This window comes from Ruegeria sp. BI12 (assembly GCF_056537985.1).
This window is the reverse complement of the sequence record NZ_JBQFSL010000001.1, coordinates 198923-223062: the sequence shown is the minus strand read 5'-3', so window position 1 is coordinate 223062 and position 24140 is coordinate 198923. Positions and strand designations below refer to the sequence as shown.

Genomic DNA, 24140 nt, shown 5'->3' with positions numbered 1-24140 from the left:
GCTTTCGCGATTAGCCGCGTTCTTCGATGATCTCAACCAGATGCGGGATCTTGTTGACCATGCCGCGGACCGAAGGAGTGTCTTCCAGTTCACGGGTTTTGTGCATCTTGTTCAGGCCCAGACCGATCAAGGTAGCGCGCTGTTCAGCGGGGCGACGGATCGGGGAACCGATTTGCTTGACGACGATGGTTTTTGCCATGGGTCGCTCTCCTTATGCTTCTGCTTCAGCAGCAGCTGGTGCTTCTTCCCGCTTGGGCAGGATGTCGGCAACCTTTTTGCCACGACGCTGTGCAACCGAACGCGGGCTCTGCTCTTTCTGCAGGCCGTTGATGGTGGCACGGATCATGTTGTACGGGTTCTGCGAGCCCAGCGACTTGGACACAACGTCCTTTACGCCCAGCATTTCGAACACGGCACGCATCGGACCACCGGCGATGATACCAGTACCTTCAGGTGCGGTACGCATAACCACTTTACCGGCGCCGTGACGGCCCTCGATATCGTGGTGCAGGGTACGACCTTCGCGCAGTTGCACGCGGATCATCTGACGCTTGGCTTGTTCGGTCGCCTTACGGATGGCTTCAGGTACTTCTTTCGCTTTACCTTTACCAAAGCCGACACGGCCTTTCTGATCGCCGACAACCACCAGAGCGGCGAAGCCAAAGCGCTTACCACCTTTTACGGTTTTCGACACACGGTTGATTGCAACCAGGCGATCTGCAAATTCCGGTGCTTCGTCACGGTCGCGGCCACGGCCCCGACGGTTTTCACGTTCTGCCATCTTGGCATCCCTTTTCTCTAGAGGCGCTCTCGGCGCCGTTTGTTCAATCCAAGTGAGCCCCGACTAGTGCCGAGGCCCCCGGATCATCGGGGCGGATCGAAACTCGCCCGCAAGTCTTAGATCTTCAGACCACCTTCACGCGCGGCGTCGGCAACTGCCTTCACCTTGCCGTGGAACAGGAAGCCACCACGATCGAAATAGGCCTCTTCGACGCCTGCCTTCTTGGCACGCTCGGCGATGGCCGCGCCCACTTTGGTGGCCGCTTCGACGTTGTTTTTGCCAACAACACCCAGATCTTTTTCCAGGGTCGAGGCTGCAGCCAGGGTCACGCCACGAACGTCGTCGATCAGCTGAACGCTGATGTTCTTGTTCGAACGGTGAACCGACAGGCGTACACGGCCCGCGTTGACTTTGCGAAGTTTGTTCCGAACGCGCAGGCGGCGCTTCAGAAACAGGGTTCTTTTGCTGTTTGCCATTGTTTGCGTCCTTACTTCTTCTTGCCTTCCTTGCGGAAGATGAACTCGCCCTTATAGCGGATGCCCTTGCCTTTGTACGGCTCGGGACGGCGCCATTCGCGGATTTTGGCCGCGACTTCGCCCACCTGCTGCTGGTCGATACCTTCCACAACGATCTCGGTTTGCTTCGGCGCGGTGATGGTGACACCTTCCGGAGCAGTGAAATCAACATCGTGGCTGTAGCCCAGGTTCAGCTTCAGGGTGTTGCCCTGCATCTGAGCCCGGTAACCAACACCCTGGATCTCCAGCTCTTTTTTGAAGCCGTTGGTGACGCCTTCAACCAGATTGGCAACCATAGTGCGGCTCATGCCCCACTGCTGGCGCGCGCGCTTGGACATCCCACGAGGGTTGATCTGCACAACGTTGTCTTCGACCGACAGCGTTACGTCATCAGTCGCGGTGAAGCTGCGGGTGCCTTTCGGACCTTTGACTTCGATGGTCTGACCCGACACAGAGGCGGAAACGCCGCTGGGCAGCTCGACCGGTTTTTTACCAATACGAGACATTGCAGACCTCCTTAGAAGACGGTGCAGAGCACTTCGCCACCAACATTGTTGGAGCGAGCGTTTGCGTCCGACATCACACCTTTCGGAGTGCTGACAATCGACACACCCAGACCCTGACGGACCTGCGGGATGTCATTGACGCCCATGTATACGCGGCGGCCGGGCTTCGAGACCCGCTTCAGTTCGCGAATAACAGGGGTGCCTTCGTAGTATTTCAGGCTGATTTCGATGGCCGGATGACCGTTTTCACCGGTCGTCGCTTCGTAGCCACGGATGTAACCTTCGTCCGCCAGCACGTCCAGAACCCAGCCGCGCAGCTTGGAAGCCGGGGTGGAAACGGTGGACTTGCCGCGCATTTGCGCGTTGCGGATACGGGTGAGCATATCGCCGATAGGATCGTTCATATCTATGTCTCCCTTACCAGCTCGATTTCACCATGCCGGGGATCTGACCAGCAGAACCCAGCTCGCGCAGCGCGATACGGCTGACCTTCAGCTTACGGTAGTAAGCGTGGGGACGACCGGTCAGCTGACAGCGGTTGTGCAGACGGGTAGCCGAGCTGTTGCGCGGCAGTTTCGCCAGTTTCAGACGCGCTTTGAAGCGCTCTTCCATCGGCTTGCTCTCGTCATTCGCGATTTCTTTCAGCTCGGCACGCTTTGCGGCATATTTGGCCACCAGGCGTTCGCGCTTCTTCTCGCGTTCGATCATTGCTTTTTTAGCCATGTCTCAATCCTCCCGGCGCTTACGCGTTGAACGGCATGTTGAAAGCTTTCAACAGTGCCTTTGCTTCAGCGTCGGTTTTCGCTGTGGTGGCAATTACGATGTCCATGCCCCAGACTTCGTCGACTTTGTCGAAATCGATTTCCGGGAACACGATGTGCTCTTTCATGCCCATGGCAAAGTTGCCCTGACCATCGAAAGACGGCTTCACACCGCGGAAGTCACGAACACGCGGCATCGCGATGGTGATCAGACGATCCAGGAATTCGTACATCCGGTCACCGCGCAGGGTCACTTTCGCACCCAGCGGCATGTCTTCACGGACGCGGAAACCCGCGATCGACTTTTTCGCCTTTGTTGCAACGGCCTTTTGACCGGCAATCGCAGTCAGATCCTCGACAGCAGCTTTTGCTTTCTTCGAATCTTTGACCGCTTCGGCACCACAACCGATGTTCAGAACGATTTTGTCCAGCTTGGGCAGCTGCATGTCGTTCTTGTAGCCGAACTCTTCTTTCAGAGCGGCACGGATGGTTTCAGCGTACTGAGCTTTCAGACGCGGGGTGTAGGTTGCGTTATCAAGCATCGATCACGTCCCCCGTGGTCTTGGCGAAGCGCACTTTCTTGTCACCTTCCATGCGGAAGCCAACGCGGGTTGCTTTACCGTTTTTGTCCAGCAGAGCCAGGTTCGACAGTTCAACCGGGTTTGCCTGAGGCAAACGGCCGCCCTGACTGTTCTGGGTCTGGCGGGTGTGACGGATGGCGATGTTGATACCATCGACAACAGCTTTACCGGCTTTCGGGTCAACCGAGGTAATAGTACCCTCTTTGCCCTTGTCCTTGCCGGCCAGCACGACGACCTTGTCGCCTTTGCGGAGTTTAGCAGCCATGATTACAGCACCTCCGGAGCCAGCGAGATGATTTTCATGAAGTTCTTGCCGCGCAGTTCACGAACAACGGGGCCAAAGATACGGGTACCTACGGGCTCGTTGTTGTTGTTCAGGATGACGGCGGCGTTGCGATCGAAACGGATCGCGGTGCCGTCTTCGCGACGGACTTCCTTGGCGGTGCGCACGACGACGGCCTTGCGGACGTCACCTTTCTTTACGCGGCCGCGTGGGATGGCTTCCTTCACCGAGACGACAATGATGTCGCCGACGGAGGCGTATTTACGCTTGGAACCACCCAGGACCTTGATGCACTGAACTCGGCGAGCGCCGGAGTTGTCAGCGACATCCAGATTGGTCTGCATCTGGATCATGTGGTTTCTCCCGACCTGTGGGGGCTGGTCTCGTTAGATCCCCCAGGGTTTCGACAAATGGGAAAATCCCGGAAACTTACGCTTCCAGAACTTCCCAACGTTTCGTCTTCGATTTCGGTGCGCATTCGATGATGCGTACGGTGTCACCGACCTTGAAGGCGTTCTTTTCGTCGTGAGCCCGGTACTTCTTGGACTTACGAACGGTTTTGTGCAGCAGCGGGTGCTTGAAGCGGCGTTCAACCGAAACGGTCACGGTCTGCTCGTTGGCGTCGCTGGTTACGATTCCGGACAGGATACGCTTGGGCATCTGATTACTCCTCGGATGCCGCAGCAGCGGCCTTTTCGTTCAGAATGGTTTTGACGCGGGCAGCGTTGCGGCGGGCCGCTTTGATGCCAGCGGTGCTTTCCAGCTGACCGGTTGCCTGTTGAAAGCGCAGGTTAAAGCTTTCTTTCTTCAGGTTAGCCAGTTCCTCGCGGAGCTGGTCCGGGGTCTTGTCACGCAGTTCTTGGGCGTTCATCGCCTTTTTCCTTTGCTCAAAACACCAGAAGGCCCCCTGACAGGGTCACCTTGGACCTGGTGGATGAATGATAGACATACGAATCGCCCGACAACGCCGGGAGATCGCAGGATGCCGCCGTATAAGGGTTTGGAGGGTGGGTGGCAAGAGGAAGTTTCACAGCTTATCAGTGGCAAGACCAAGCCGCGCCAAACCTGAACAAGTAACATATTGTCTTACCGCCGAACGAATTTGACCGAAACTCAAAAGACAGATCGCCATTTCTGAATATTTTGCTCCGGTTAGATTTAAAACGGGTGAAAACAATGGAAGTAGTTATCCTTGTTGGTTTCGCGGCACTTCTAGTGATTGGCGTTTCGAGAACACCACGACGTACCCACAGTCGGAGAGGTGAAGCACGCATTTCGGCGCCCTCAAGAAATGTTCGCGCCGATTGGCGGAAATCGCCACCGTCAGTCCCCGCAAATCGCGTCCTCAAAGGGCGCGCTTACGTGATCGACGGCGACACAATTGTTGTCCGCAAGTCAAAAATTCGTCTTGCCGGTATTGACGCGCCCGAATTGAACATGCCTTGGGGCCAAAAGGCTAAATGGGCGATGGTTGAAATCTGCAAAGGCCAAGAGATTACAATCAAGCTGAACGGAGAGACTTCCTATGATCGGCTTGTTGGTATTGGGTATCTTCCAAACGGACAAGACATAGGCGCTGAACTTGTAAAAAGAGGGCTAGCCCTAGATCTGCCATTCTTTTCGAACGGGAGGTATCGGCACCTTGAACCGGTCGGAGCACGAAAAAGACTACGCAATGGGGCATATGGCCATGCGTCGATTTCGTTTCGCCGGGAAACTACGGTTGTCGCCTTTAGAAAGTAAGCAAAATGACGTGCTGCGGACCGATAAATATGACGCCTTCGCGTCACTCCCATTTGTAATTAAAACTCACCGAAATCCGCTCGTCCTCGGCCATGTTCATCGGCACCTCATGGCGCAGCCAGCTTTCCCACAACAGGACATCGCCGACCTGAGGCTTCATATAGATGAACGGCTGCAAGTCCCGTCGCCCGCCCTTTAGACGCGTTGGTGCAGCCATCATACGGCCCGAGCGAGGGTCTTCCAGTTTCAGCGCGCTCGCCCCTTCGGGCATCGCCACATAGGTTGTGCCCGAGATTACGCTGTGCGGGTGCAAGTGGCTGGAGTGCATGCCGCCTTCGGGCAGGATGTTGATCCACAGGTCCTCCAGCTTCAGCTCACCCTCCCCCAGATCAAACTCCAGATCTTTAGCAAAGGCCGCGACGTGCTGGTCCAGCGCCGTGACAAGGTCGGCGAAGATCGGGAACCGCCATGGCAGATCGGTCAGTGAAGCATAACTCGTGTAGCCGGGATAGCCGTTTTCCTCGCACCATTCCTGCCCGGCCTCATCATCCTCGGCGATGACAAGACAGGAGCTTTCCAATTCCTCCGGGTCGATCTTGGGATCGAACTCAGACAAAGCTGCGCGATAAAGACGGGTAACGAAGAGCGATTCAATCTGTGCCATGCCCCGGCTATAGCTCAGCCGGGACAGGAGGGCGAGACCAGCCGACTTAGAAAATCGCGTGGTCGGGTGTGATTCAGAAGAAGTGCAGCCTAGTCTAGTGGTTTGCGATCGTCAGGCACAGGATTGCGAACGTGACGAACCCGATGTGCTACTTGGCCTTCTGGGCCATGATCCCGAGGAGGCCGTCCAAATAAATCGGGACCCTTTCAACCTGGCCAAATATGAGGTGAATGGCTTCTGTTTGCTCTTCGCCATACCGGCGCGACCGAAACCGGTCTCGATGAATTGAATTGCCGATCACAGCGGCCACTGCTAGCGTTTTTCCTGTGAAAGCTTTGGTTCTATCACTTTTTACCACGCTGGTGCCGCTGGGGTCCCGTGCGTGTGAAGTTGCGCTGGTTGTTGCGCTCGACGTATCGCGCTCGGTCGACAAGTTCGAATATGTTCTGATGCGAAATGGCATCGGCCATGCGTTTCTGGATGACGATATCATTCGCTTGATTTCCTGGATGCCCGGCGGCATGCAGGTCACCGTAACGCAGTGGGGTGGCTCTGGTCAGCAGCGCCAGCCCATCGCCTGGCGTCGACTGTCCAACCGGGAAAGCGTCATCGAATTTGTCGAAGATTTGATCACGATCAATCGTGGTTTCTGGATGGCTGAAACATCTGTTTCCGAGGCCCTACTTCATGCCGATCTTATGTTTCATCAGCTTGAAAATCCCTGTCGCCGTCAGGTGATTGATGTGTCAGGCGACGGGATCTCGAACGCCGGGCCCGAGGCCAAACCGATCTCGGACACGATTGCCACGCGGGGGATCACCATAAATGGTTTGGTCGTCGCCGGGGCCCGCCCTGATCCGGTGGTTTACTACCTGTCCGAAGTTGTCCGTGGGCCTCTGTCTTTTGTGGAAGTAACGCATAGCTATGATGACTACGACCAAGCAATGAAGCGGAAATTACTACGAGAGCTTACCCCGAATCTGTCGCGTCTCGAATGAAGCACGCGGTGGCGCGCCTGAAGCCAGATGATCGCCAACAAGAAAACCCCCGCCGGTTTCCCGACGGGGGTCATTCTTGTCACGAACGGGGTTACCCCCAATCGCTTACCAGTCTTCGCGAACCACGACGCGAGTCTTGATCGGCAGCTTCATCGCGGCCAGGCGCAGAGCCTCGCGGGCGATGTCGTCATTGACGCCGTCGATCTCGAACATCACGCGGCCAGGCTTGACTTTGCATGCCCAGCGGTCGACCGAACCCTTACCTTTACCCATACGAACTTCGATCGGCTTTGCAGTGACCGGAGTGTCGGGGAAGATGCGGATCCAGACACGACCCTGACGCTTCATGTGACGCGTCATGGCACGACGTGCAGCTTCGATCTGGCGTGCAGTTACACGCTCAGGCTCAAGAGCTTTCAGGCCGTAGGTGCCAAAGTTCAGATCAGAGCCGCCTTTGGCGAGACCCTTGATCCGGCCTTTGTGCATCTTGCGGAATTTAGTACGCTTTGGTTGAAGCATATCTTTCCCTCCTTAGCGACGACCGCCACCAGCACCACGAGGTGCAGGGCCGTCCTGGAGTTCCTGTGCTTTACGGTCACGTGCCTGCGGATCGTGCTCCATGATCTCACCTTTGAAGATCCAGACCTTGATCCCGATGATCCCGTAGGGAGTCATCGCTTCGGCATGTGCGTAATCGATGTCGGCACGCAGGGTGTGCAGAGGCACGCGGCCTTCGCGGTACCACTCGGTCCGTGCGATTTCTGCGCCGCCCAGACGACCAGCGACGTTCACCCGGATACCTAGGGCGCCCATACGCATGGCGTTCTGAACCGAGCGCTTCATGGCGCGACGGAACGATACACGACGTTCCAGCTGCTGAGCGATGGACTCGGCAACCAGCTGCGCGTCAAGCTCGGGCTTGCGCACTTCGACGATGTTCAGGTGCAGTTCGCTGTCGGTCATGCGAGCAAGCTTTTTGCGCAGAACTTCGATGTCCGCACCTTTCTTGCCGATGATGACACCGGGACGTGCAGTGTGGATCGTAACGCGGCACTTCTTGTGCGGACGTTCGATGATCACACGGGCAACACCGGCCTGCTTGCACTCTTTGTTGATGAACTCACGGATCTTGAGGTCTTCCAGCAGAAGATCACCGTAGTCCTTGGTGTCGGCGTACCAGCGGCTGTCCCAGGTGCGGTTGACCTGCAGGCGCATGCCGATCGGATTTACTTTATGACCCATTAGGCTTGCTCCTCAACTTGACGCACCTTGATGGTGATCTCCGAGAACGGCTTCATGATCTTGCCGAAACGGCCACGGGCACGCGGACGACCGCGCTTCATGACCAGGTTCTTGCCAACCCATGCTTCGGCGACGATCAGCTCGTCAACGTCCAGGTTGTGGTTGTTTTCAGCATTCGCGATTGCGGACTGCAGGCACTTCTTGACGTCCTGCGCGACACGCTTGTTCGAGAAAGTCAGGTCGGTCAGAGCCTTCTCAACTTTCTTACCGCGGATCATTTGCGCAACCAGGTTCAGTTTCTGCGGGCTGGTACGGAGCATGCGCGTTTTCGCCATTGCTTCGTTTTCAGCCACGCGGCGGGGGTTCTTTTCCTTGCCCATGACTTACTTCCGCTTCGCTTTTTTGTCAGCGGCGTGACCGTAATAGGTACGAGTTGGCGAGTATTCACCGAACTTCTGACCGATCATGTCTTCCGAGACGTTGACGGGAATGTGCTTCTGGCCGTTGTACACACCAAAGGTCAGACCCACGAATTGGGGCAGAATGGTGGAACGACGCGACCAGATTTTGATGACTTCGTTGCGGCCCGACTCGCGCGCTGCTTCGGCTTTTTTCAGCACGTAAGCATCGACGAAAGGACCCTTCCAAACAGAGCGAGACATAGATTAACGTCCCTTCTTCTTGGCGTGCCGCGAGCGGATGATCAGCTTCTGGGACGCTTTGTTCTTGTTGCGGGTACGCTTACCCTTGGTGTCCTTACCCCACGGAGTAACCGGCGTACGGCCACCCGAGGTACGACCTTCACCACCACCGTGCGGGTGATCGATCGGGTTCATTGCAACACCACGAACCGACGGACGAACGCCCTTGTGGCGCATACGACCGGCTTTACCGAGGTTCTGGTTCGAGTTGTCGGGGTTGGACACGGCACCAACGGTGGCCATGCATTCCTGACGGACCATGCGCAGCTCGCCCGAGCTCAGACGGATCTGAGCGTAGCCGCCATCGCGACCAACGAACTGAGCGTAAGTACCGGCCGCACGTGCGATCTGACCGCCTTTACCAGGCTTCATCTCGATGTTGTGGACGATGGTACCAATAGGCATGCCCGAGAACGGCATTGCGTTGCCAGGCTTGATGTCAGCTTTTGCCGACGCGATGACTTTGTCACCGACAGCCAGACGCTGCGGAGCCAGGATATATGCCTGCTCGCCGTCTTCGTATTTTACCAGTGCGATGAATGCGGTCCGGTTCGGGTCATATTCGATCCGTTCGACGGTCGCCGCGACATCAAATTTATTCCGTTTGAAGTCAACGATCCGGTAGAGACGCTTTGCGCCACCGCCGCGGCGGCGTGAAGTGATCCGTCCGGTGTTGTTCCGGCCGCCCGATTTGGTCAAACCCTCTGTGAGAGACTTGACCGGACGTCCTTTCCAAAGCTCCGAACGGTCGATCAGCACCAGCCCGCGCTGGCCCGGCGTCGTCGGCTTGTACGACTTAAGTGCCATGCTTTCTGTCTTCCGTTTAGCAAGTGCGAGGCGTTGCCCCGCTATGTGATAGGCCCCCGTAGGTGCCAAGGGTATAGGGCCCCGAAGGTCCCCGGTTACAAATATCAGAGGCCCCGGAACGAATCCGAGGCCGCAAGATTGGGAGCGTGTAACAGGGTTGGGGGTGGGTGTCTATAGGGGAAGGCTAGGTTTCCAAAAGTTCCTCCAAAGCGACCAGTAGATCCTGTGCGATCGGGTGGGCAGGATTCGATTCACTAATGTGAGAGCGACGCCCCACTAATCTTCCGAGCCCGTGATTAGGCAAAATTTCAACGCAAGCAGTTTTGACGGCTGCAAGAAAATCCTTGCCTTTAATAGTTTCTCTACAGAATCCCCCAAGCGAAGCCCATCGGGCTATCGGATTTCTGCCGTCGATATCAGGAAGTTTAGCGACCGCAGCTTGATAGGCAGAGGAGAACTCAGTCATCGTGGCATCTTCGTTGAAACGGGCCAGCGCGCTATCGTTGATTTCGACTGCTATATCCGAAGAGACGCCTAACGCTCTAGCTATATGCTCGTGCGAAACAAATTGACTCTCAATGTCCGAACCACTCGGTACCCAATGACGAATACCGCAAGCACCATAGCCCTTTTTTTGCGCCCAAGCTTCGATATCTGCATCACTCATAAAGTCTCTGTCTCTATGAACGAGAACCTTTACACCCATGCGCTTCGCAATAGCATTTGCTTTTTGCCCATTGGGCAACGCGTCTTTTCCAAAGGTCGGCCAGATCAGGCAGCGGTTCTGGATATCGGGGCGTGCCGACAGGATGTTCTCCAGGTACTTTGTGTTTCCGTCCTCTGAGAAAATAATAAGTTCCTTGTCTAACGCGCTCCAACCCATCTTTTCCCGCACCATGTCGCCTTCAGCTTTCGCCTCACCGTCGGAAATCCAGTGTATCCTGGCGTCTGGCGGCAGCGCCCGCACGAGACTGGGGGAATGCGTAGAGACAATGATTTGTGTCTCCGGAAATTTGCGTGTTGCCTCAGACAATGCACGAATTAACGACTGCTGACGCGTTGGATGCAAATGCGCATCTGGCTCGTCAACCAACAACAACTTAGGCTGGAAGTACAAAAGATAGGCGAATATCTGCACCACCTGCAAAAACCCAGTGCCTGCCATGTCAATGGATTTCCAAGCAACGCGATCACTTTGACCAACAACTTTCATATCAGGCGTGAGAAACCTCACGTCGATATTGCGATCACGCAACCTGTCGAACTTAATCCAAAATCTGACGCCGGGAAGGACTTTTCCAACCCATTGGGACAATTCTTCTAGCTCGATATAATCAGTACCAGTTCCTTCCGCTCCAGCAGAAAGCTGCAACAGAACTTGTCTTAAAGCAGAGCCACCTTCCCCCGATGATGCTCTACGATGCAGCACTGGAGTTGCTAAGATGGTTTCTTCTTCGGCCAACCCCGAAAGCCCAGGTATGAACGCAGTTGATGGCGTACTGTCGCTTGTCAATACATCTCTAAGCGGACCTTCCATTTCCACCTTCACGCCTGCATCGTTCCTCGCAGCACCAATGGATAGAGATGTTTTTTGGAAGTTGTCATCCACAAGGGTAATCGCCGTTCGCCGGCCGGCCGCAGAATTCTGCAGTTTCAATTTGTGCCCAAGTTCAAGAAATTCCTTACTCGGCACGTAGTCCATTTGCTCAAGCGTCACTTTGTTTGAGACGTCAGCTAATGTCGCGCAACGAATCCCCCAATGTAGTGCCTTAAGGACGGACGACTTTCCGGCGCCGTTTTCTCCAACCAGCACTGTCAACGGTGATAGTTTAAGATGAATCTCTCGGTCTATTCTCAGGAAATTTTCGATTACTACTTTGGAGATCAAGCTCGGCCCCTTAAGTTTCTTCGGTTTTTCTCGCATTGAGCCGTACTAGAACACTACTTACCGAATACTCAATCACGCTTCTTTACCAGCTCAAACTTCTCAACTTCTGTATTCACTGAGCATCTCCTCCACAACAATAGATTGCGTAAGAGACAACTCTCAAAACAAAAAACCCCCGCTTTCGCGGGGGCCTTTATCTCTCTCCAAAGACGGGTTCGATCAGAGACCGGTGGACACGTCGATGGTGTTACTCCCTTCCAAAGTCACATATGATTTTTCGGCTTCTTGCCGTAGGCCCAAGTTCATCCCAAAGACCGCCTGCGGCACAGCGGCTCGGCTTCCACTGCGATCCTCTGCTTGAGCTTGATATGGCCCAGCACCTCGCGAAAGGCGCGGTGTTTGGGTTTGCCTTCCAGATAATCCGACAGTTTGAGCAGGTTGATCGGATGCTTCGCAATCAGCCCCTCGATACGCTGCACGGCGTCGTCCAGCTCATAGTGATCCACGAACTGACAGGCCGCCTGTGTTGGCGTCAGAAGACAGTAATCCTGCGGGCGTTTCTCGGTATAGCGCGCAATGTCGAAAGGCGACGCGCCGAGAGCGTGGAATTTGGGGATGTGCACGCGCATATCGGCCTCGGCGTGCTCCAACACCGTGCCGGAGGTCTGACGAAACCCAAGCGGCCCAAGCTTTCCGATCACATGCTTGCGCATCGCCGGCGAGATCATGTCCACATCCGCCCGGTCGTATTTCAGGTCATCGAACACCGATAACAGCCCAAGCCGTTCATCAGCGATCTGAAAATACGGCTCGGCGCTGAACGCCCGCATCTGTTCCAGCACCTGCACACGCACAGCTGCAGGGTCAGAAACGAAGTCGGCCCCGGCGGGTTGAACCTCCGAGGCCGTGAATAGTTGCAGCAAGCGCCGGATCAAAGGCCTGTCCTCACGTCGATTGAGTTATCCTCTTCCACAGTAAACTATGCTGGATCGACGTCTTTCCAATGGCCCAGCTAAGATTTCACCCGTCCGCCTTCATCTCGGTATCAATCATGATGGATATCGGTCCGGTCGAGAACGGACCGACACCAAACTCTGTGTGATCAATCTCTCCGGTCGCCGAGAAAGCAACCCAATCGCCTTTATAATACTCGATGGCGCCACCCAAAGGATGCTCGCCTTGATGGGTCAGCGTGGCCTGCAGCGTTACGGGCTTGGTCACGCCATGGATGGTCAGATCTCCGGTCACATCCGCCGTTGTATCGCCGGTCCGTTTGATTTCGGTGCTGACGAAGGTGATCTCGGGATAGGTTTCGACCTCGAAGAAGTCAGCGGATTTGAGGTGGTCATCCAGAGGGCCAAATCCCGAAGCCAAACTGTTGGTGTCAATCGTCACGCTCAACGCCGAAGCTTCCACATCGTCGGCATTCAGATCCAACGTGCCGTCTACTTTAGTAAACTCGCCATGCTGGTTCGAGACACCTGCGTGGCTCCAACCGAACCGAACTTCGGTATGTCCCTGATCGGTCTTATAGGTCTGCGCGAATGCAGGTGTCACTGCAACGGTCAAAGCAGCGGCGGCAATCATAGACTTTAAGGTCATGGTGATTTTCCTTTTATCCGAAAGGTGCTGGAATGTAGATGAATTTTCATCTAATTAAATTGAACCAAGACCGCAATCAGAAACAAGGGGAACACGAAGTTGTGAAGAACGATCTGCCAACAAAATTTGAGACAGAAATCTGGGTCGCAATGAACCGAGCCACCCGACGTATCCAGTCTGACATCGGCGTGGCATTGAAAGAAGCAGGCCTTCCGCCGCTGAAATGGTACGATCTACTTTGGTCTCTCGAACGGCACGGCGGCCAGTTGCGTCCGTATGAGCTGGCACAGGACACCATATTCGAGCAGTCGAACCTCTCTCATTTGAGCAAGCGGCTTGCGGCAGAGGGTCTGGTGGAGCTCGTTGAATTTGATAGTGACCGACGTGGAAAAGTTCTGAAAGTTACGGAAAAGGGCCGGGACTTGCGAAAACGCATGTGGTCCATCTATGGCCCTATGCTGCACGAAAGACTGCGCGCCTTTGGCAAGGCCGACGGATGGCAGACATTCATCGAAGCGGAACAGGATCAGGCCAGTCCAGATTGAAAGGTCTCAGATAGCTTGTGTAGGCTTGCACCGCACATTGGCGCACAAAAAACCGCCATCGCGGCGGCCTTTATCGCTCACCAAAGACAGGCTCGATCAGAGACCGGCGGACACGTCGATGGCGTTCCCCTCTTCCAGGGTCACATGTGCTTTTTGGCTCTTTTCCGACGGCCGAGCTGGCTGCAGAGCCGACCCTTCAATCGTAAAGGGCGCGGGCCTCGGCGAAGGACAACAGACGACGGCTTCGCTCATCCCACAGATGCAATCGCGCGTTGGCGAGGCTTTCTCGGATCGTCATCTGGTTACTGTTGGCCAGCTCATCATGATCGCGCAGCACCTCGGTCAGGCGATAGAACGGAATGCGGCTGTACAGGTGGTGTACGTGATGGATGCCAATATTGGCGCTAAACCACTGCAACACGGACGGCAGGATATAATGCGAGCTTCCATGCAAGGCAGCCTCATGCAGCTGCCAGTCCTCATCAGCATCCCAGTGCGTGTCCTCGAACTGATGCTGCACATAGAACAGCCACACTCCGGCGGTTGCTGCAATCAGAGTTGAGGGCAGGAAAATCAGCAGCACCGGCATCAGCCCACCAAAGTAGTAGACCGCCAGAAGTGCGGCCAAAATGGCGACATTGGTGCCCATCGCACTAACCCAAAACCTGACGCTGCCCGTCAGACCCAGCGGAAGGCGGTTCTGGAACAGGAACAGATAACCGGGGCCAAGGACGAACAAGGTGATGGGGTTGCGGTAAACGCGATACCAGAACCGGTTCATGGGCGTCTTGGATTGGTACTCGGCAACTGTCAGGGTGTGGATATCACCCATCCCTCGTTTATCCAAATTGCCCGAGCTGTTGTGATGGTTGGAATGCGTGCGGCGCCAGACGTCATAGGGCGTCAGGGTCAGCACTCCGATCACGCGACCAACCCAGTCACTGACCGCCCGGTTCTTGAAGAATGCCCCGTGCCCGCAGTCATGCTGGATCGCAAACAGCCGCAGCAGGAAGGCCGCATTTAGAACGGCAATTGCAAAAGCCAACCAATAGCTGATCGACAGCGACACCCAGGACAGCGCCCATAGCATGAAGAAGGGGATAATGCTGACGCCCAGCTCAAAGGAGCTGCGCCACTCGTTCGGCTCGCGGTACTTGGCAAGTGTCGTAACCCAATCCCGCGCAGCGGTCATATTTGGGTTGCCCCGGGTCGAAGGAATGGGTGTGGTCATGCGCCTGCCATGTCTTTTTTGATTGTAGAAACCGCATAGCCTACCGCCGTGGCATAGCAAGCGAATTCTGGAAGAGGCGATGGCCTCACGCTCATTTTCTTTAGTGCTGTTGCTCAGGAAAACCCTAGCTTTTGCAGGGATCCTCATAATGACCCATCTACGGACCCGATCAGAGATAGGTGCTCTGGCCGATGGTGTAACCCTCAACCTTGGTTAAATTTGCGTTATTAACGTCTGTCCGGCAGCCCAACTGGAGGCGGCTCCGCTTGGCCTCAAACCTCGCTCTGGAATCCATATCGTGAAACATGGCGATAGATTTCACCACTCCGAAATACCGCGTTGGGGAAACCTTGCTGATTGATTGAATCGGGCCAGACTTGTGGTTCCAACGCGACGCCGGGAAAAGGTCCGTATGGCTGGCCGCCCAGACCACTTCGCGGACCTTCATCCAAAGACGCGCCTGAATAGACCTGCAAACCTGGCTCGGTCGTTTCCAACTTCATCGCAAGACTCGAAGACGGGCTGGTCAACGTCGCCACAGGGCGGCAGAGCATACGCTGCTGGGAATGCCAGAAATTGGATATAAGCCCAGTTGCCCAAGAGTTTCGGTGACAACAGATCCAGCGACGTGCCCGCGACGTCTAGTGTTTTGCCCGTTGGAATAAGGTCCGCTTCAACAGGAGTGTAGCGATCAGCGTGCACCGTCAGTTCGTGGCTGCAGACGCAGGTCTTGCTACGTCGCGCCATAGGTCAGGATAAGTGCGGAAAGCCCCCTGCCCGATGTCGATGCTTTTGATAACCTGACCATCGCGGATTGTCTCGAAGTCGCGAACCTGCCGTTCAGCATGCTTATCATCCGCCTCGCCGCCTGAACGGCACTGTGCACAGGTTCGGACCAAGCTCAACATGGCCGGACGGGCCGCGACCGACAAAAAAGGCCCCCGCTATTGCGGAGGCCTTTTGTTCTTTCCAAAGACGGGTTCGATCAGAGACCGGTGCTTACGTCGATGGTGTTACCCTCTTCCAGGGTTACATATGCTTTTTTGACGTCTTTCCGACGGCCCAGCTGGCCGCGGAACCGCTTGACCTTGCCTTTGGTCACGGTGGTGTTCACCGCTTTGACCTTCACGCCAAACAGCGCCTCAACGGCCTCTTTGATCTGCGGCTTGTTGCTGTCGATCGCCACTTCAAAAACAACCGCGCCGTTTTCGGACGCCATGGTCGACTTTTCGGTGATGATCGGCTTGCGGATCACGTCGTAGTGTTCTGCCTTCGCGCTCATTTCAGACGAGCCTCCAGTGCTTCGACAGCCGCTTTGGTGAGCACCAGAGTGTCACGCTTGAGGATGTCATAGACGTTTGCGCCCATCGACGGCAGGATATCAAGACCTTCGATGTTCTTGGACGCTTTCAGGAACCCTTCGTTCACGGTCGCGCCGTCGATGACCAGAGCGCGTTTCCAGCCCAGATTTGCAACCTGTTTGGCCAGAGCGGCGGTCTTGCCTTCGGCTTCGGCGTTCTCGATTACGACCAGTTCACCTGCCTTGGCTTTTGCCGACAGAGCGTGGCGCAGGCCAAGCTTGCGGAACTTCTTCGGCAGGTCATGACCGTGCGAACGCACGACGGGGCCCTTGTAGATACCACCACCACGGAAGATCGGCGCATTACGGTCACCATGGCGTGCGCCACCGGTGCCCTTCTGGCGATAGATCTTCTTGGTCGAGTAGCTGGTTTCCGAGCGGGTCTTCACCTTGTGGGTGCCGGCCTGCGCATTGTTGCGCTGCCAACGAACCACACGGTGCAGGATGTCCGCGCGCGGCTCGAGGCCGAACAGGTCCGCATCCAGCTCGATGTTGCCGGCTTTGCCGCCGTCCAGTTTGATTACATCAAGTTTCATGCTTCACCACCTTCCGCGGGAGCTTCTTCCGCAGGTGCTTCGGTTGCAGCCGATTTCACAGCAGCCGGGAAAGGCAGGCCTTCCGGTGCTTTCTTCTTGACGGCGTCCTTGACGGTAACCCAGCCCGATTTCGGTCCGGGGACGGCGCCTTTGATGAAGACCAGACCACGGTCGGCGTCGGTTTTGACGACTTCCAGGTTCTGGGTGGTAACACGGGCAGCACCCATGTGACCGGCCATCTTCTTGCCTTTGAAAACCTTGCCCGGGTCCTGACACTGACCGGTCGAACCGTGCGAACGGTGGCTGATCGAAACACCGTGCGAAGCGCGCAGACCACCGAAGTTGTGACGCTTCATCGCACCGGCAAAGCCTTTACCGATCGAGGTACCCGAAACGTCAACTTTCTGACCTTCCAGGAAGTGTTCTGCCGAAATCTCGGCACCCACTTCGATCAGGCCATCTTCGGAGACGCGGAACTCGGCCAGCTTGCGCTTGGGCTCGACCTTTGCAGCGGCATAGTGACCGCGCATGGCCTTCGATGTGCGTTTTGCCTTGGCCGCACCGGCGCCCAGCTGAACGGCGGTGTAGCCGTCTTTGTCAGCGGTACGCTGCGCAACGACCTGCAGGCCATCCAGGTGAAGAACGGTCACAGGAATCTGCTTGCCGTCTTCCATGAACAGGCGGGTCATGCCAACTTTTTTTGCGATAATACCAGAGCGCATAATCTATACCCTCCGATCTTACGACTGCAGCTTGATCTCGACGTCCACACCAGCAGCGAGGTCGAGCTTCATCAGCGCGTCAACGGTCTGGGGGGTCGGATCAACGATGTCGAGCAGACGCTTGTGCGTACGGATCTCGAACTGGTCGCGGGATTTCTTGTCAACGTGAGGGCCACGGAGAACCGTGAACTTCTCAATCTTGTTCGGCAGCGGGATCGGGCCGCGCACGTTCGCGCCGGTCCGCTTGGCAGTATTGACGATCTCTTGCGTGCTGGCATCCAGAACGCGATAGTCAAATGCCTTCAGCCGAATACGGATGTTTTGGCTTTGCATATTAACAGCCTTTTATCAGGCGTTGAGGTTGAGAGGAGGACAGACGCGCATCGCCAACCCTCTTCGAACCCAAAAGGCGGGAATCACCCCGCCTTGACGTTCTTACTGAGAACTCGCGCGTATTAGTGGGGTTGGTGGGGTTTGGCAAGGGGTTTGTTGGCTTTGCTCGACCTTAAGGACCCACTCGATCCGGCTACCAAAAACAGGTCTGGAGAACCACCTGCACAACGAGAAATCGCAAACAGCCTGCGCGCCACAACTTGGCAGTCAAAGAAATTCGAAATGGAGCTTGAAGGTGTTCACTCCACGCGATGAAGACTACGCTGATTGACGACAGTCGTTTTGAGCGCGCGTTGACGCCTCAGGTTCTGTTGGGCTGCTCAATAAGTCTGATGTTGAATCGCTTACGCTCACGGCAAAAATCACTGATATCACAGTCGATTTCCTGGTCGTCGTCACTAAGTATGGCGGCACGCATGTCATCCAGATCCTTGCTGTGAAGGATTTGAGCTCCATAGTTCAAGAATTCAAAACCAAACATGATTTCCTCCCGCTTACGTCAGCGGTTCGCCCGACGCACGCCCCGCTTTTCTGTTTCAGGTCACATGTGGGTTTCCTGTCTTTGGGTGAGGTGGACGTTAGGTTAAGAAAGCTCAACCCGGTTTTTTGCCCCTAACCGACGGCGAACTTTCGAAGAGGTTTCTCGGTTCGAACACTTTTAAGCCCGCCTCAGATTCGTCTACCTCAAAGCACAAAGGCCGCCTCATGCGAGACGGCCTTCATAAATTCAACCGAGCGTGCTCTCATTGCTCTTTCAGAGCAACTCGCATCCACCAGTCGCAACACGCGCGACTTACTCGATGATCTTCGACACAACGCCGACGACGGTGCGGCCGCCTTCGCGGATAGCGAAACGCAAGCCGTCTTCCATCGCGATCGGTGCGATTAGCTTAACAGTGAAGCCAACGTTGTCGCCGGGTATGACCATCTCGGTGTTATCTCAGTTTCCCAAAATCGATAGGCTAGTTTCTAGCAAGCCACGGGTCTTCAACCCTCATGCCTTGGTAAATCGCGTGCAGAAAAAGATGAGCAATCACTGGGTCATTTGAAAATGGCGAGAATTGCAAATTGCCCTCTCTAACACCCTCCTCAGCTTCATAGATAACTTCATCTCCCTTGACGGTCACCAGCACCTCAAGTTCAGCCAGAGTCTCCGGGTCAACTGCCGTGGGATCATCCGACAGGATCACAAAATCCGCCACTTTGCCGACCTCAATCGAGCCCTTCTCATCTTCCTCAAAATGCTGCCATGCAGGCCAGATCGTCATAGCCTTTAATGCGGTCATGACATCTACCCGCTGATGCGGTCCCAAGATATCACCGGAGCGCGTACGGCGGGTTACCGTAGCTGCAAGAACACGCATGCTATCTGGGAAGGCCACCGGCGCATCGTGATGCGTACCGAACATCATGTCACGTTCGCGCAACCATCCTGTGGGAGAGATATTGTCTGCGTTAACCGGCCCAACAGTATGATCTCGGTGCCAATCGCCCCAATAAAACGTATGCATCGGGAATAACGACGGAAACACACCAAGGCGCTTAAAACTGGCAACTTGATCCTCTCGCAGAAACTGACCGTGAACCAAAACCGGGCGGTTGCCAGGATCGCCATACTTGATCTGCGCCTCTTCGAGCGCAGCAATCAGCATGTCTGATGCCCCTTCACCGTTGGAATGCACAAGGATCTGGAAATCATTCTCGTAACACCAGTTCACGGCGTCCTGGAGTTGTTCCATGGTTATGGCGGCATAACCTGCGTACCCCGCGGCATAGTTTCCAACCGGATCATAGTAGGGTCGATCCCGCAAAGCCGTGAAGCCCTGCGGCGATCCATCAATTGTCAGCTTGCAGCCCCCTACCCGAACCCGGTTGTCATAATCCGCCGAGGTGTTTACTCCAATATACTCCCTCGACTCAAGAACATCCGGAAACGCTACAACGTCGATAGGAAGCCCTTCTTCGGCGGCAACTTTCTTAAGAACTTCGACGATTTCACCCGAGGATCGACCTTCTTGTCCGGTCGTATACCCAAACTTTGCCCAAAGTTCGGTCCCAGCTCGGGCAAATTCGGCAAGCCCTTCCTCACCCAAATTCCCCAGCATCGGCACGAGAACCGAGAAGAACGCGTATTCTTCCAAAACCCCATTTGGTTCACCGGCTTCATCGCGTTGAATGACCCCACCCGCCGGGGCCTCCGAAGCAGCCGTGATGCCTGCCAACTCCAGCGCTTTCGAGTTTGCCACGCCTAGGTGCCCGGACTGATGAATAATGACAACGGGCAAGTCCTCGGACACCATGTCCAGTTCTTGTCGTGTTGGGTGACGGAGTTCCTTTAATTGAGCATTGTCGTAACCGAAGCCGATGATCATTTGGACCTGTTCAACGGCCTGCGCATTCTCTTCGGCCCAGTCAGTCAGTGTGGATTGCAGACTGGCGATATCAATGACATCTCCGTCCGGTGGCGCAAGAAGGTTAGCTGACAGTGCCTGCAAACCGCCCATGACGACATGTCCGTGACTATCAACGAAACCCGGAAGCAGTGCTCGCCCTTCCAGATCATAGGTTTCGGTTTCTTCCCCTTGGTGCGCCGACAAGTCAGACAGCGGACCAACCGCAAGAATGCGCCCGTCTTTGACTGCAACAGCTTCGGCTGACGGAGCCGTATCGTCCATCGTTATAATTGGCCCGCCCAAATAGATCCGATCCGCAATCTGTTGCGAGGACGCTGAGGTAGATGAGAAAGTGAGTGCTGCAACAAGACAAACTGAACGCGCTGAAAAGTGCATCTTTTGACCTCTTTCTAATTGCAATGTCTCAATACGAAAGAAGTTAGCATTACTGCTGGCTTAGGCAAAAACGAAAAAGGGCGTCCCGAGGGACGCCCTTTCTTTGTATATTCGCTGGTGCGACTTACTCGATGATTTTCGAGACGACGCCGGCGCCGACGGTGCGGCCGCCTTCGCGGATCGCGAAACGCAGACCGTCTTCCATCGCGATCGGAGCGATCAGCTCGACGGTGAAACCAACGTTGTCGCCAGGCATAACCATCTCGGTGCCAGCTGCCAGGGTCACGGTGCCGGTCACGTCAGTTGTACGGAAGTAGAACTGCGGACGGTAGTTCGCGAAGAACGGAGTGTGACGACCGCCTTCTTCCTTGGTCAGGATGTAGGCCTCGGCTTCGAACTTGGTGTGCGGTGTAACCGAACCCGGCTTACACAGAACCTGACCACGCTCAACGCCGTCACGGTCGATGCCGCGCAGCAGGGCGCCGATGTTGTCGCCAGCTTCACCGCGATCCAGCAGCTTGCGGAACATTTCAACACCGGTACAGGTGGTTTTCTGAGTGTCACGGATGCCGACGATTTCGATCTCGTCGCCAACGTTGATCACGCCACGCTCAACACGACCTGTAACAACGGTACCACGGCCCGAGATCGAGAACACGTCTTCGACCGGCATCAGGAACGGCTTGTCAACTTCACGCTCAGGGGTGTCGATGTAGTCATCAACAGCCGCCATCAGCTCTTTGATCTTCTCTTCGCCGATTTCAGGGTTGTTGCCTTCCATTGCGGCCAGAGCCGAACCTGCGATGATCGGAATATCGTCGCCGGGATATTCGTAGCTGGACAGCAGTTCGCGAACTTCCATCTCAACCAGTTCCAGCAGCTCTTCGTCGTCAACCTGGTCAACTTTGTTCATGAACACGACCATCTTCGGGATGCCAACCTGGCGGCCCAGCAGGATGTGCTCGCGGGTCTGCGGCATCGGGCCGTCAGCTGCGTTCACAACCAGGATCGCGCCGTCCATCTGAGCGGCACCGGTGATCATGTTCTTGACGTAGTCGGCGTGGCCGGGGCAGTCGACGTGCGCGTAGTGGCGGTTGTCGGTCTCGTATTCCACGTGGGCGGTCGAGATGGTGATGCCACGTGCTTTTTCTTCAGGCGCGCCGTCAATCTGGTCATACGCTTTGAAGTCACCGAAATACTTGGTGATTGCTGCGGTCAGCGTGGTCTTGCCGTGGTCAACGTGGCCAATCGTGCCGATGTTAACGTGCGGCTTATTACGCTCAAACTTTTCCTTTGCCATGATGGCCTCCTTTTTCGGTAATGAAGGGAGCGCGTTAGCCGCGCTCCCTCAAATCTTCGCTTATGCGTATTTCGCCTGAATCTCGTCCGAGATGTTCTGCGGAACCGGATCGTAGTGATCGAACTGCATGGTGAACTGGGCACGGCCCGACGACATCGAACGCAGAGTGTTGATGTAGCCGAACATGTTGGCCAGCGGAACAAACGCGTCGATCGCGATTGCGTTGCCGCGCGGCTCTTGTCCAGACACCTGGCCCCGACGCGAGGTCAGGTCGCCGATGATACCGCCGGTGTATTCTTCCGGGGTGATCACTTCGACCTTCATGATCGGTTCCAGCAGTTTCGCGCCAGCTTTGCGCATGCCTTCACGCATACACATACGGGCCGCGATTTCGAACGCCAGAACGCTCGAGTCAACGTCGTGGAACTTACCGTCCAGCAGGGCAACCTTGAAGTCGATCACAGGGAAGCCAGCCAGTGGGCCGCTATCCATGACCGAGTTGATGCCTTTTTCAACACCCGGGATGTATTCCTTCGGAACAGCACCACCAACGATGCGGCTTTCAAACGAATAACCTTCGCCCGGCTCTGTCGGCTGGATCTCCAGCTTAACTTCGCCGAACTGACCCGAACCACCCGACTGTTTCTTGTGGGTGTAGGTGTGTTCAACAGGCATCGAGATGGTTTCACGGTATGCCACCTGAGGTGCACCGATGTTCGCCTCGACTTTGAATTCGCGCTTCAGACGGTCCACCAGGATGTCCAGGTGAAGTTCGCCCATGCCCTTCATGATGGTCTGACCGGATTCCAGGTCAGTTTCCACGCGGAAGGACGGGTCTTCGGCGGCCAGACGAGCCAGACCCTGGGACATCTTCTCTTGGTCGCCCTTGGTTTTGGGCTCAACCGCGATCTCGATCACCGGATCGGGGAAGGTCATGGTTTCCAGAACCACCGGATCCTTCGCGTCACACAGGGTGTCACCAGTGGTGGTGTCTTTCAGACCCGCCAGCGCGATGATGTCGCCTGCAAACGCTTCTTCGATCTCTTCCCGGTTGTTCGAGTGCATCATCATCATACGACCGATGCGCTCTTTCTTACCTTTGGTCGAGTTCAGGATCGAGTCACCCTTGTTCATGGTACCCGAGTAGATCCGAGTGAAGGTCAGCGAGCCAACAAAGGGGTCGTTCATGATTTTAAACGCCAGGCCCGAGAAGGCCATGTTGTCATCAGCACGACGTGCGATGTCACGAACTTCTTCTTCGTCGCCGGGTTTGAAGCCCATGTAATCAACAACGTCCAGCGGGCTGGGCAGATAGTCGATCACAGCGTTGAGCAGCGGCTGAACGCCTTTGTTCTTGAACGCCGAACCACCCAGAACCGGAACGAACGCGATTTCAAGGGTACCTTTACGCAGCAGGGCGCGCAGGGTCGGAATGTCGGGCTCATTGCCTTCCAGGTATTCCATCATCGCGTCGTCGTCCATTTCGACGGCCGCTTCGATCATCTTACCGCGCCATTCGTCAGCCATGTCTTTCAAGCTGTCACGGATCGGTGCTTTGACCCAGCTTGCGCCGAGGTCTTCGCCCTGCCACAGCCATTCTTCCATGGTCACCAGGTCGATCAGACCTTCCAGCTCGGTTTCGGCGCCGATCGGAATACCAACCGGAACAGCGCGTGCGCCGGTACGGTCTTCGATCATTGCAACGCAGTTGAAGAAGTCAGCGCCGATCTTGTCCATCTTGTTGACGAACACCATACGCGGAACCTTGTAGCGGTCAGCCTGACGCCACACGGTTTCGGTTTGGGGCTCAACACCAGCGTTTGCGTCCAGAACGCAGACGGCACCGTCGAGAACCGCCAGCGAACGTTCAACTTCGATGGTGAAGTCAACGTGGCCGGGGGTGTCGATGATGTTCAGGCGGTGCTTGGGCGAGTCAGCAGTTACACCGTCTTCGGTGCGTTCCCAGAACGTGGTGGTCGCAGCCGAAGTAATGGTGATGCCGCGTTCCTGCTCCTGCTCCATCCAGTCCATGGTGGCTGCACCATCGTGCACCTCACCGATGTTGTGGGATTTGCCGGTGTAAAACAGGATGCGTTCCGAGCAGGTGGTTTTACCTGCATCGATGTGCGCCATGATACCAAAGTTACGGTAATGTTCGAGTGTATATTCGCGTGCCATTTTGATAAGCCTCT

At 55.7% G+C, this 24140-nt stretch carries 33 protein-coding genes and 1 pseudogene; 3 read left to right on the top strand and 31 right to left on the bottom strand.

The annotated features are described in order from the left end of the window. Positions 1-10 precede the first annotated feature (10 nt). The 11 genes from rpmD to rpmC form a co-directional block, all read right to left on the bottom strand. A complete protein-coding gene (gene rpmD, locus ACR0AK_RS01180) occupies positions 11-199 on the bottom strand; it encodes a 50S ribosomal protein L30 (protein ID WP_008757946.1) in 189 nt (62 codons plus the stop codon). 12 nt (positions 200-211) lie between these two features. Next, positions 212-781 (bottom strand): 30S ribosomal protein S5, encoded by a 570-nt coding sequence (rpsE, locus tag ACR0AK_RS01175; protein WP_170498070.1) that lies wholly within the window; start codon positions 779-781, stop codon positions 212-214. 116 nt (positions 782-897) lie between these two features. After that, a complete protein-coding gene (rplR, locus tag ACR0AK_RS01170) occupies positions 898-1257 on the bottom strand; it encodes a 50S ribosomal protein L18 (RefSeq protein WP_170356678.1) in 360 nt (119 codons plus the stop codon). 11 nt (positions 1258-1268) lie between these two features. Continuing rightward, a complete protein-coding gene (gene rplF / locus ACR0AK_RS01165; protein ID WP_010437101.1) occupies positions 1269-1802 on the bottom strand; it encodes a 50S ribosomal protein L6 in 534 nt (177 codons plus the stop codon). 11 nt (positions 1803-1813) lie between these two features. After that, entirely contained in the window at positions 1814-2206 is a 393-nt protein-coding gene (rpsH, locus tag ACR0AK_RS01160; protein WP_010437099.1) for a 30S ribosomal protein S8, read from the bottom strand. Positions 2207-2219: 13 nt separating this feature from the next. After that, positions 2220-2525: a 30S ribosomal protein S14 gene (gene rpsN, locus ACR0AK_RS01155; RefSeq protein WP_010437098.1), complete on the bottom strand. Its 306-nt coding sequence runs from the start codon at positions 2523-2525 to the stop codon at positions 2220-2222. 19 nt (positions 2526-2544) lie between these two features. Beyond that, positions 2545-3105, bottom strand: coding sequence for a 50S ribosomal protein L5 (gene rplE, locus ACR0AK_RS01150; protein WP_170561472.1), 561 nt, complete (start codon positions 3103-3105; stop codon positions 2545-2547). After that, entirely contained in the window at positions 3098-3409 is a 312-nt protein-coding gene (gene rplX / locus ACR0AK_RS01145; RefSeq protein ID WP_170419374.1) for a 50S ribosomal protein L24, read from the bottom strand. The genes rplE and rplX overlap by 8 nt, the downstream gene beginning before the upstream one ends. A gap of 2 nt (positions 3410-3411) precedes the next feature. Beyond that, on the bottom strand, positions 3412-3780 hold the full coding sequence (gene rplN / locus ACR0AK_RS01140) for a 50S ribosomal protein L14 (RefSeq protein WP_008757934.1): 369 nt from the start codon (positions 3778-3780) through the stop codon (positions 3412-3414). A 76-nt stretch (positions 3781-3856) separates the two neighbouring features. Next, the gene (gene rpsQ, locus ACR0AK_RS01135; RefSeq protein ID WP_039538279.1) at positions 3857-4087 is read right to left on the bottom strand and encodes a 30S ribosomal protein S17; all 231 of its coding nucleotides are present in this window, start codon (positions 4085-4087) and stop codon (positions 3857-3859) included. Positions 4088-4091: 4 nt separating this feature from the next. Next, positions 4092-4298 (bottom strand): 50S ribosomal protein L29, encoded by a 207-nt coding sequence (rpmC, locus tag ACR0AK_RS01130; protein ID WP_037311745.1) that lies wholly within the window; start codon positions 4296-4298, stop codon positions 4092-4094. Between the two features lie 491 nt (positions 4299-4789). On the opposite strand from rpmC, the gene ACR0AK_RS01125 reads away from it, so the two are divergent. After that, a complete protein-coding gene (locus tag ACR0AK_RS01125) occupies positions 4790-5170 on the top strand; it encodes a thermonuclease family protein (protein WP_170561473.1) in 381 nt (126 codons plus the stop codon). A gap of 43 nt (positions 5171-5213) precedes the next feature. Here ACR0AK_RS01125 and ACR0AK_RS01120 read toward each other — a convergent pair whose 3' ends face one another. Further along, positions 5214-5834 carry a 2OG-Fe(II) oxygenase family protein gene (locus tag ACR0AK_RS01120; protein ID WP_170478256.1) on the bottom strand — a complete coding sequence of 207 codons (621 nt, stop codon included), beginning with the start codon at positions 5832-5834 and terminating at the stop codon, positions 5214-5216. Between the two features lie 326 nt (positions 5835-6160). Between ACR0AK_RS01120 and ACR0AK_RS01115 the strand changes: the two genes are divergently transcribed. Beyond that, positions 6161-6832: a DUF1194 domain-containing protein gene (locus ACR0AK_RS01115; protein WP_480792094.1), complete on the top strand. Its 672-nt coding sequence runs from the start codon at positions 6161-6163 to the stop codon at positions 6830-6832. Positions 6833-6937: 105 nt separating this feature from the next. Here ACR0AK_RS01115 and rplP read toward each other — a convergent pair whose 3' ends face one another. From rplP to ACR0AK_RS01075, 8 genes are all read right to left on the bottom strand, one after another. Next, complete coding sequence (gene rplP, locus ACR0AK_RS01110) at positions 6938-7351, bottom strand: 50S ribosomal protein L16 (protein WP_058283513.1); 414 nt, start codon at positions 7349-7351, stop codon at positions 6938-6940. 12 nt (positions 7352-7363) lie between these two features. Further along, entirely contained in the window at positions 7364-8074 is a 711-nt protein-coding gene (rpsC, locus tag ACR0AK_RS01105) for a 30S ribosomal protein S3 (RefSeq protein ID WP_008758042.1), read from the bottom strand. Continuing rightward, positions 8074-8454 (bottom strand): 50S ribosomal protein L22, encoded by a 381-nt coding sequence (gene rplV / locus ACR0AK_RS01100; RefSeq protein WP_039538267.1) that lies wholly within the window; start codon positions 8452-8454, stop codon positions 8074-8076. Before rplV ends, rpsC begins: the two co-directional genes overlap by 1 nt. A 3-nt stretch (positions 8455-8457) precedes the next feature. Continuing rightward, positions 8458-8736: a 30S ribosomal protein S19 gene (gene rpsS, locus ACR0AK_RS01095; RefSeq protein ID WP_005980699.1), complete on the bottom strand. Its 279-nt coding sequence runs from the start codon at positions 8734-8736 to the stop codon at positions 8458-8460. A gap of 3 nt (positions 8737-8739) precedes the next feature. Continuing rightward, positions 8740-9582 carry a 50S ribosomal protein L2 gene (gene rplB, locus ACR0AK_RS01090; RefSeq protein ID WP_170356688.1) on the bottom strand — a complete coding sequence of 281 codons (843 nt, stop codon included), beginning with the start codon at positions 9580-9582 and terminating at the stop codon, positions 8740-8742. Between the two features lie 184 nt (positions 9583-9766). Then, positions 9767-11470: an AAA family ATPase gene (locus tag ACR0AK_RS01085; RefSeq protein WP_480792093.1), complete on the bottom strand. Its 1704-nt coding sequence runs from the start codon at positions 11468-11470 to the stop codon at positions 9767-9769. A gap of 302 nt (positions 11471-11772) precedes the next feature. Beyond that, complete coding sequence (locus ACR0AK_RS01080; RefSeq protein WP_480792092.1) at positions 11773-12405, bottom strand: hypothetical protein; 633 nt, start codon at positions 12403-12405, stop codon at positions 11773-11775. Between the two features lie 85 nt (positions 12406-12490). Continuing rightward, positions 12491-13072 (bottom strand): YceI family protein, encoded by a 582-nt coding sequence (locus tag ACR0AK_RS01075; RefSeq protein ID WP_170561476.1) that lies wholly within the window; start codon positions 13070-13072, stop codon positions 12491-12493. 149 nt (positions 13073-13221) lie between these two features. Between ACR0AK_RS01075 and ACR0AK_RS01070 the strand changes: the two genes are divergently transcribed. Further along, a complete protein-coding gene (locus tag ACR0AK_RS01070; protein ID WP_480792091.1) occupies positions 13222-13617 on the top strand; it encodes a MarR family winged helix-turn-helix transcriptional regulator in 396 nt (131 codons plus the stop codon). A 196-nt stretch (positions 13618-13813) separates the two neighbouring features. Here the strand turns inward: ACR0AK_RS01070 and ACR0AK_RS01065 are convergent, their stop codons facing one another. From ACR0AK_RS01065 to fusA, 11 genes and pseudogenes are all read right to left on the bottom strand, one after another. Further along, complete coding sequence (locus ACR0AK_RS01065; protein ID WP_480792090.1) at positions 13814-14848, bottom strand: fatty acid desaturase; 1035 nt, start codon at positions 14846-14848, stop codon at positions 13814-13816. Between the two features lie 272 nt (positions 14849-15120). Continuing rightward, on the bottom strand, positions 15121-15402 hold the full coding sequence (locus ACR0AK_RS01060; RefSeq protein WP_480792089.1) for an aldose epimerase family protein: 282 nt from the start codon (positions 15400-15402) through the stop codon (positions 15121-15123). A 431-nt stretch (positions 15403-15833) separates the two neighbouring features. Next, positions 15834-16130: a 50S ribosomal protein L23 gene (locus ACR0AK_RS01055; RefSeq protein ID WP_008757532.1), complete on the bottom strand. Its 297-nt coding sequence runs from the start codon at positions 16128-16130 to the stop codon at positions 15834-15836. Beyond that, a complete protein-coding gene (gene rplD, locus ACR0AK_RS01050; protein ID WP_010437039.1) occupies positions 16127-16744 on the bottom strand; it encodes a 50S ribosomal protein L4 in 618 nt (205 codons plus the stop codon). The genes ACR0AK_RS01055 and rplD overlap by 4 nt, the downstream gene beginning before the upstream one ends. Next, positions 16741-17466: a 50S ribosomal protein L3 gene (gene rplC, locus ACR0AK_RS01045; RefSeq protein WP_117872221.1), complete on the bottom strand. Its 726-nt coding sequence runs from the start codon at positions 17464-17466 to the stop codon at positions 16741-16743. Before rplC ends, rplD begins: the two co-directional genes overlap by 4 nt. An 18-nt stretch (positions 17467-17484) precedes the next feature. Further along, positions 17485-17799 carry a 30S ribosomal protein S10 gene (gene rpsJ / locus ACR0AK_RS01040; protein ID WP_008756422.1) on the bottom strand — a complete coding sequence of 105 codons (315 nt, stop codon included), beginning with the start codon at positions 17797-17799 and terminating at the stop codon, positions 17485-17487. Between the two features lie 361 nt (positions 17800-18160). Beyond that, entirely contained in the window at positions 18161-18340 is a 180-nt protein-coding gene (locus tag ACR0AK_RS01035) for a hypothetical protein (protein WP_480792088.1), read from the bottom strand. A gap of 312 nt (positions 18341-18652) precedes the next feature. Beyond that, positions 18653-18799: pseudogene (locus tag ACR0AK_RS01030) on the bottom strand (EF-Tu C-terminal domain-related protein); the annotation flags it as partial. A gap of 22 nt (positions 18800-18821) precedes the next feature. After that, a complete protein-coding gene (locus ACR0AK_RS01025) occupies positions 18822-20648 on the bottom strand; it encodes an amidohydrolase (RefSeq protein WP_480792087.1) in 1827 nt (608 codons plus the stop codon). A gap of 124 nt (positions 20649-20772) precedes the next feature. Continuing rightward, a complete protein-coding gene (gene tuf / locus ACR0AK_RS01020; protein WP_010441214.1) occupies positions 20773-21948 on the bottom strand; it encodes an elongation factor Tu in 1176 nt (391 codons plus the stop codon). 60 nt (positions 21949-22008) lie between these two features. After that, positions 22009-24126: an elongation factor G gene (gene fusA / locus ACR0AK_RS01015; RefSeq protein ID WP_170563265.1), complete on the bottom strand. Its 2118-nt coding sequence runs from the start codon at positions 24124-24126 to the stop codon at positions 22009-22011. Between the last annotated feature and the right edge of the window lie 14 nt (positions 24127-24140).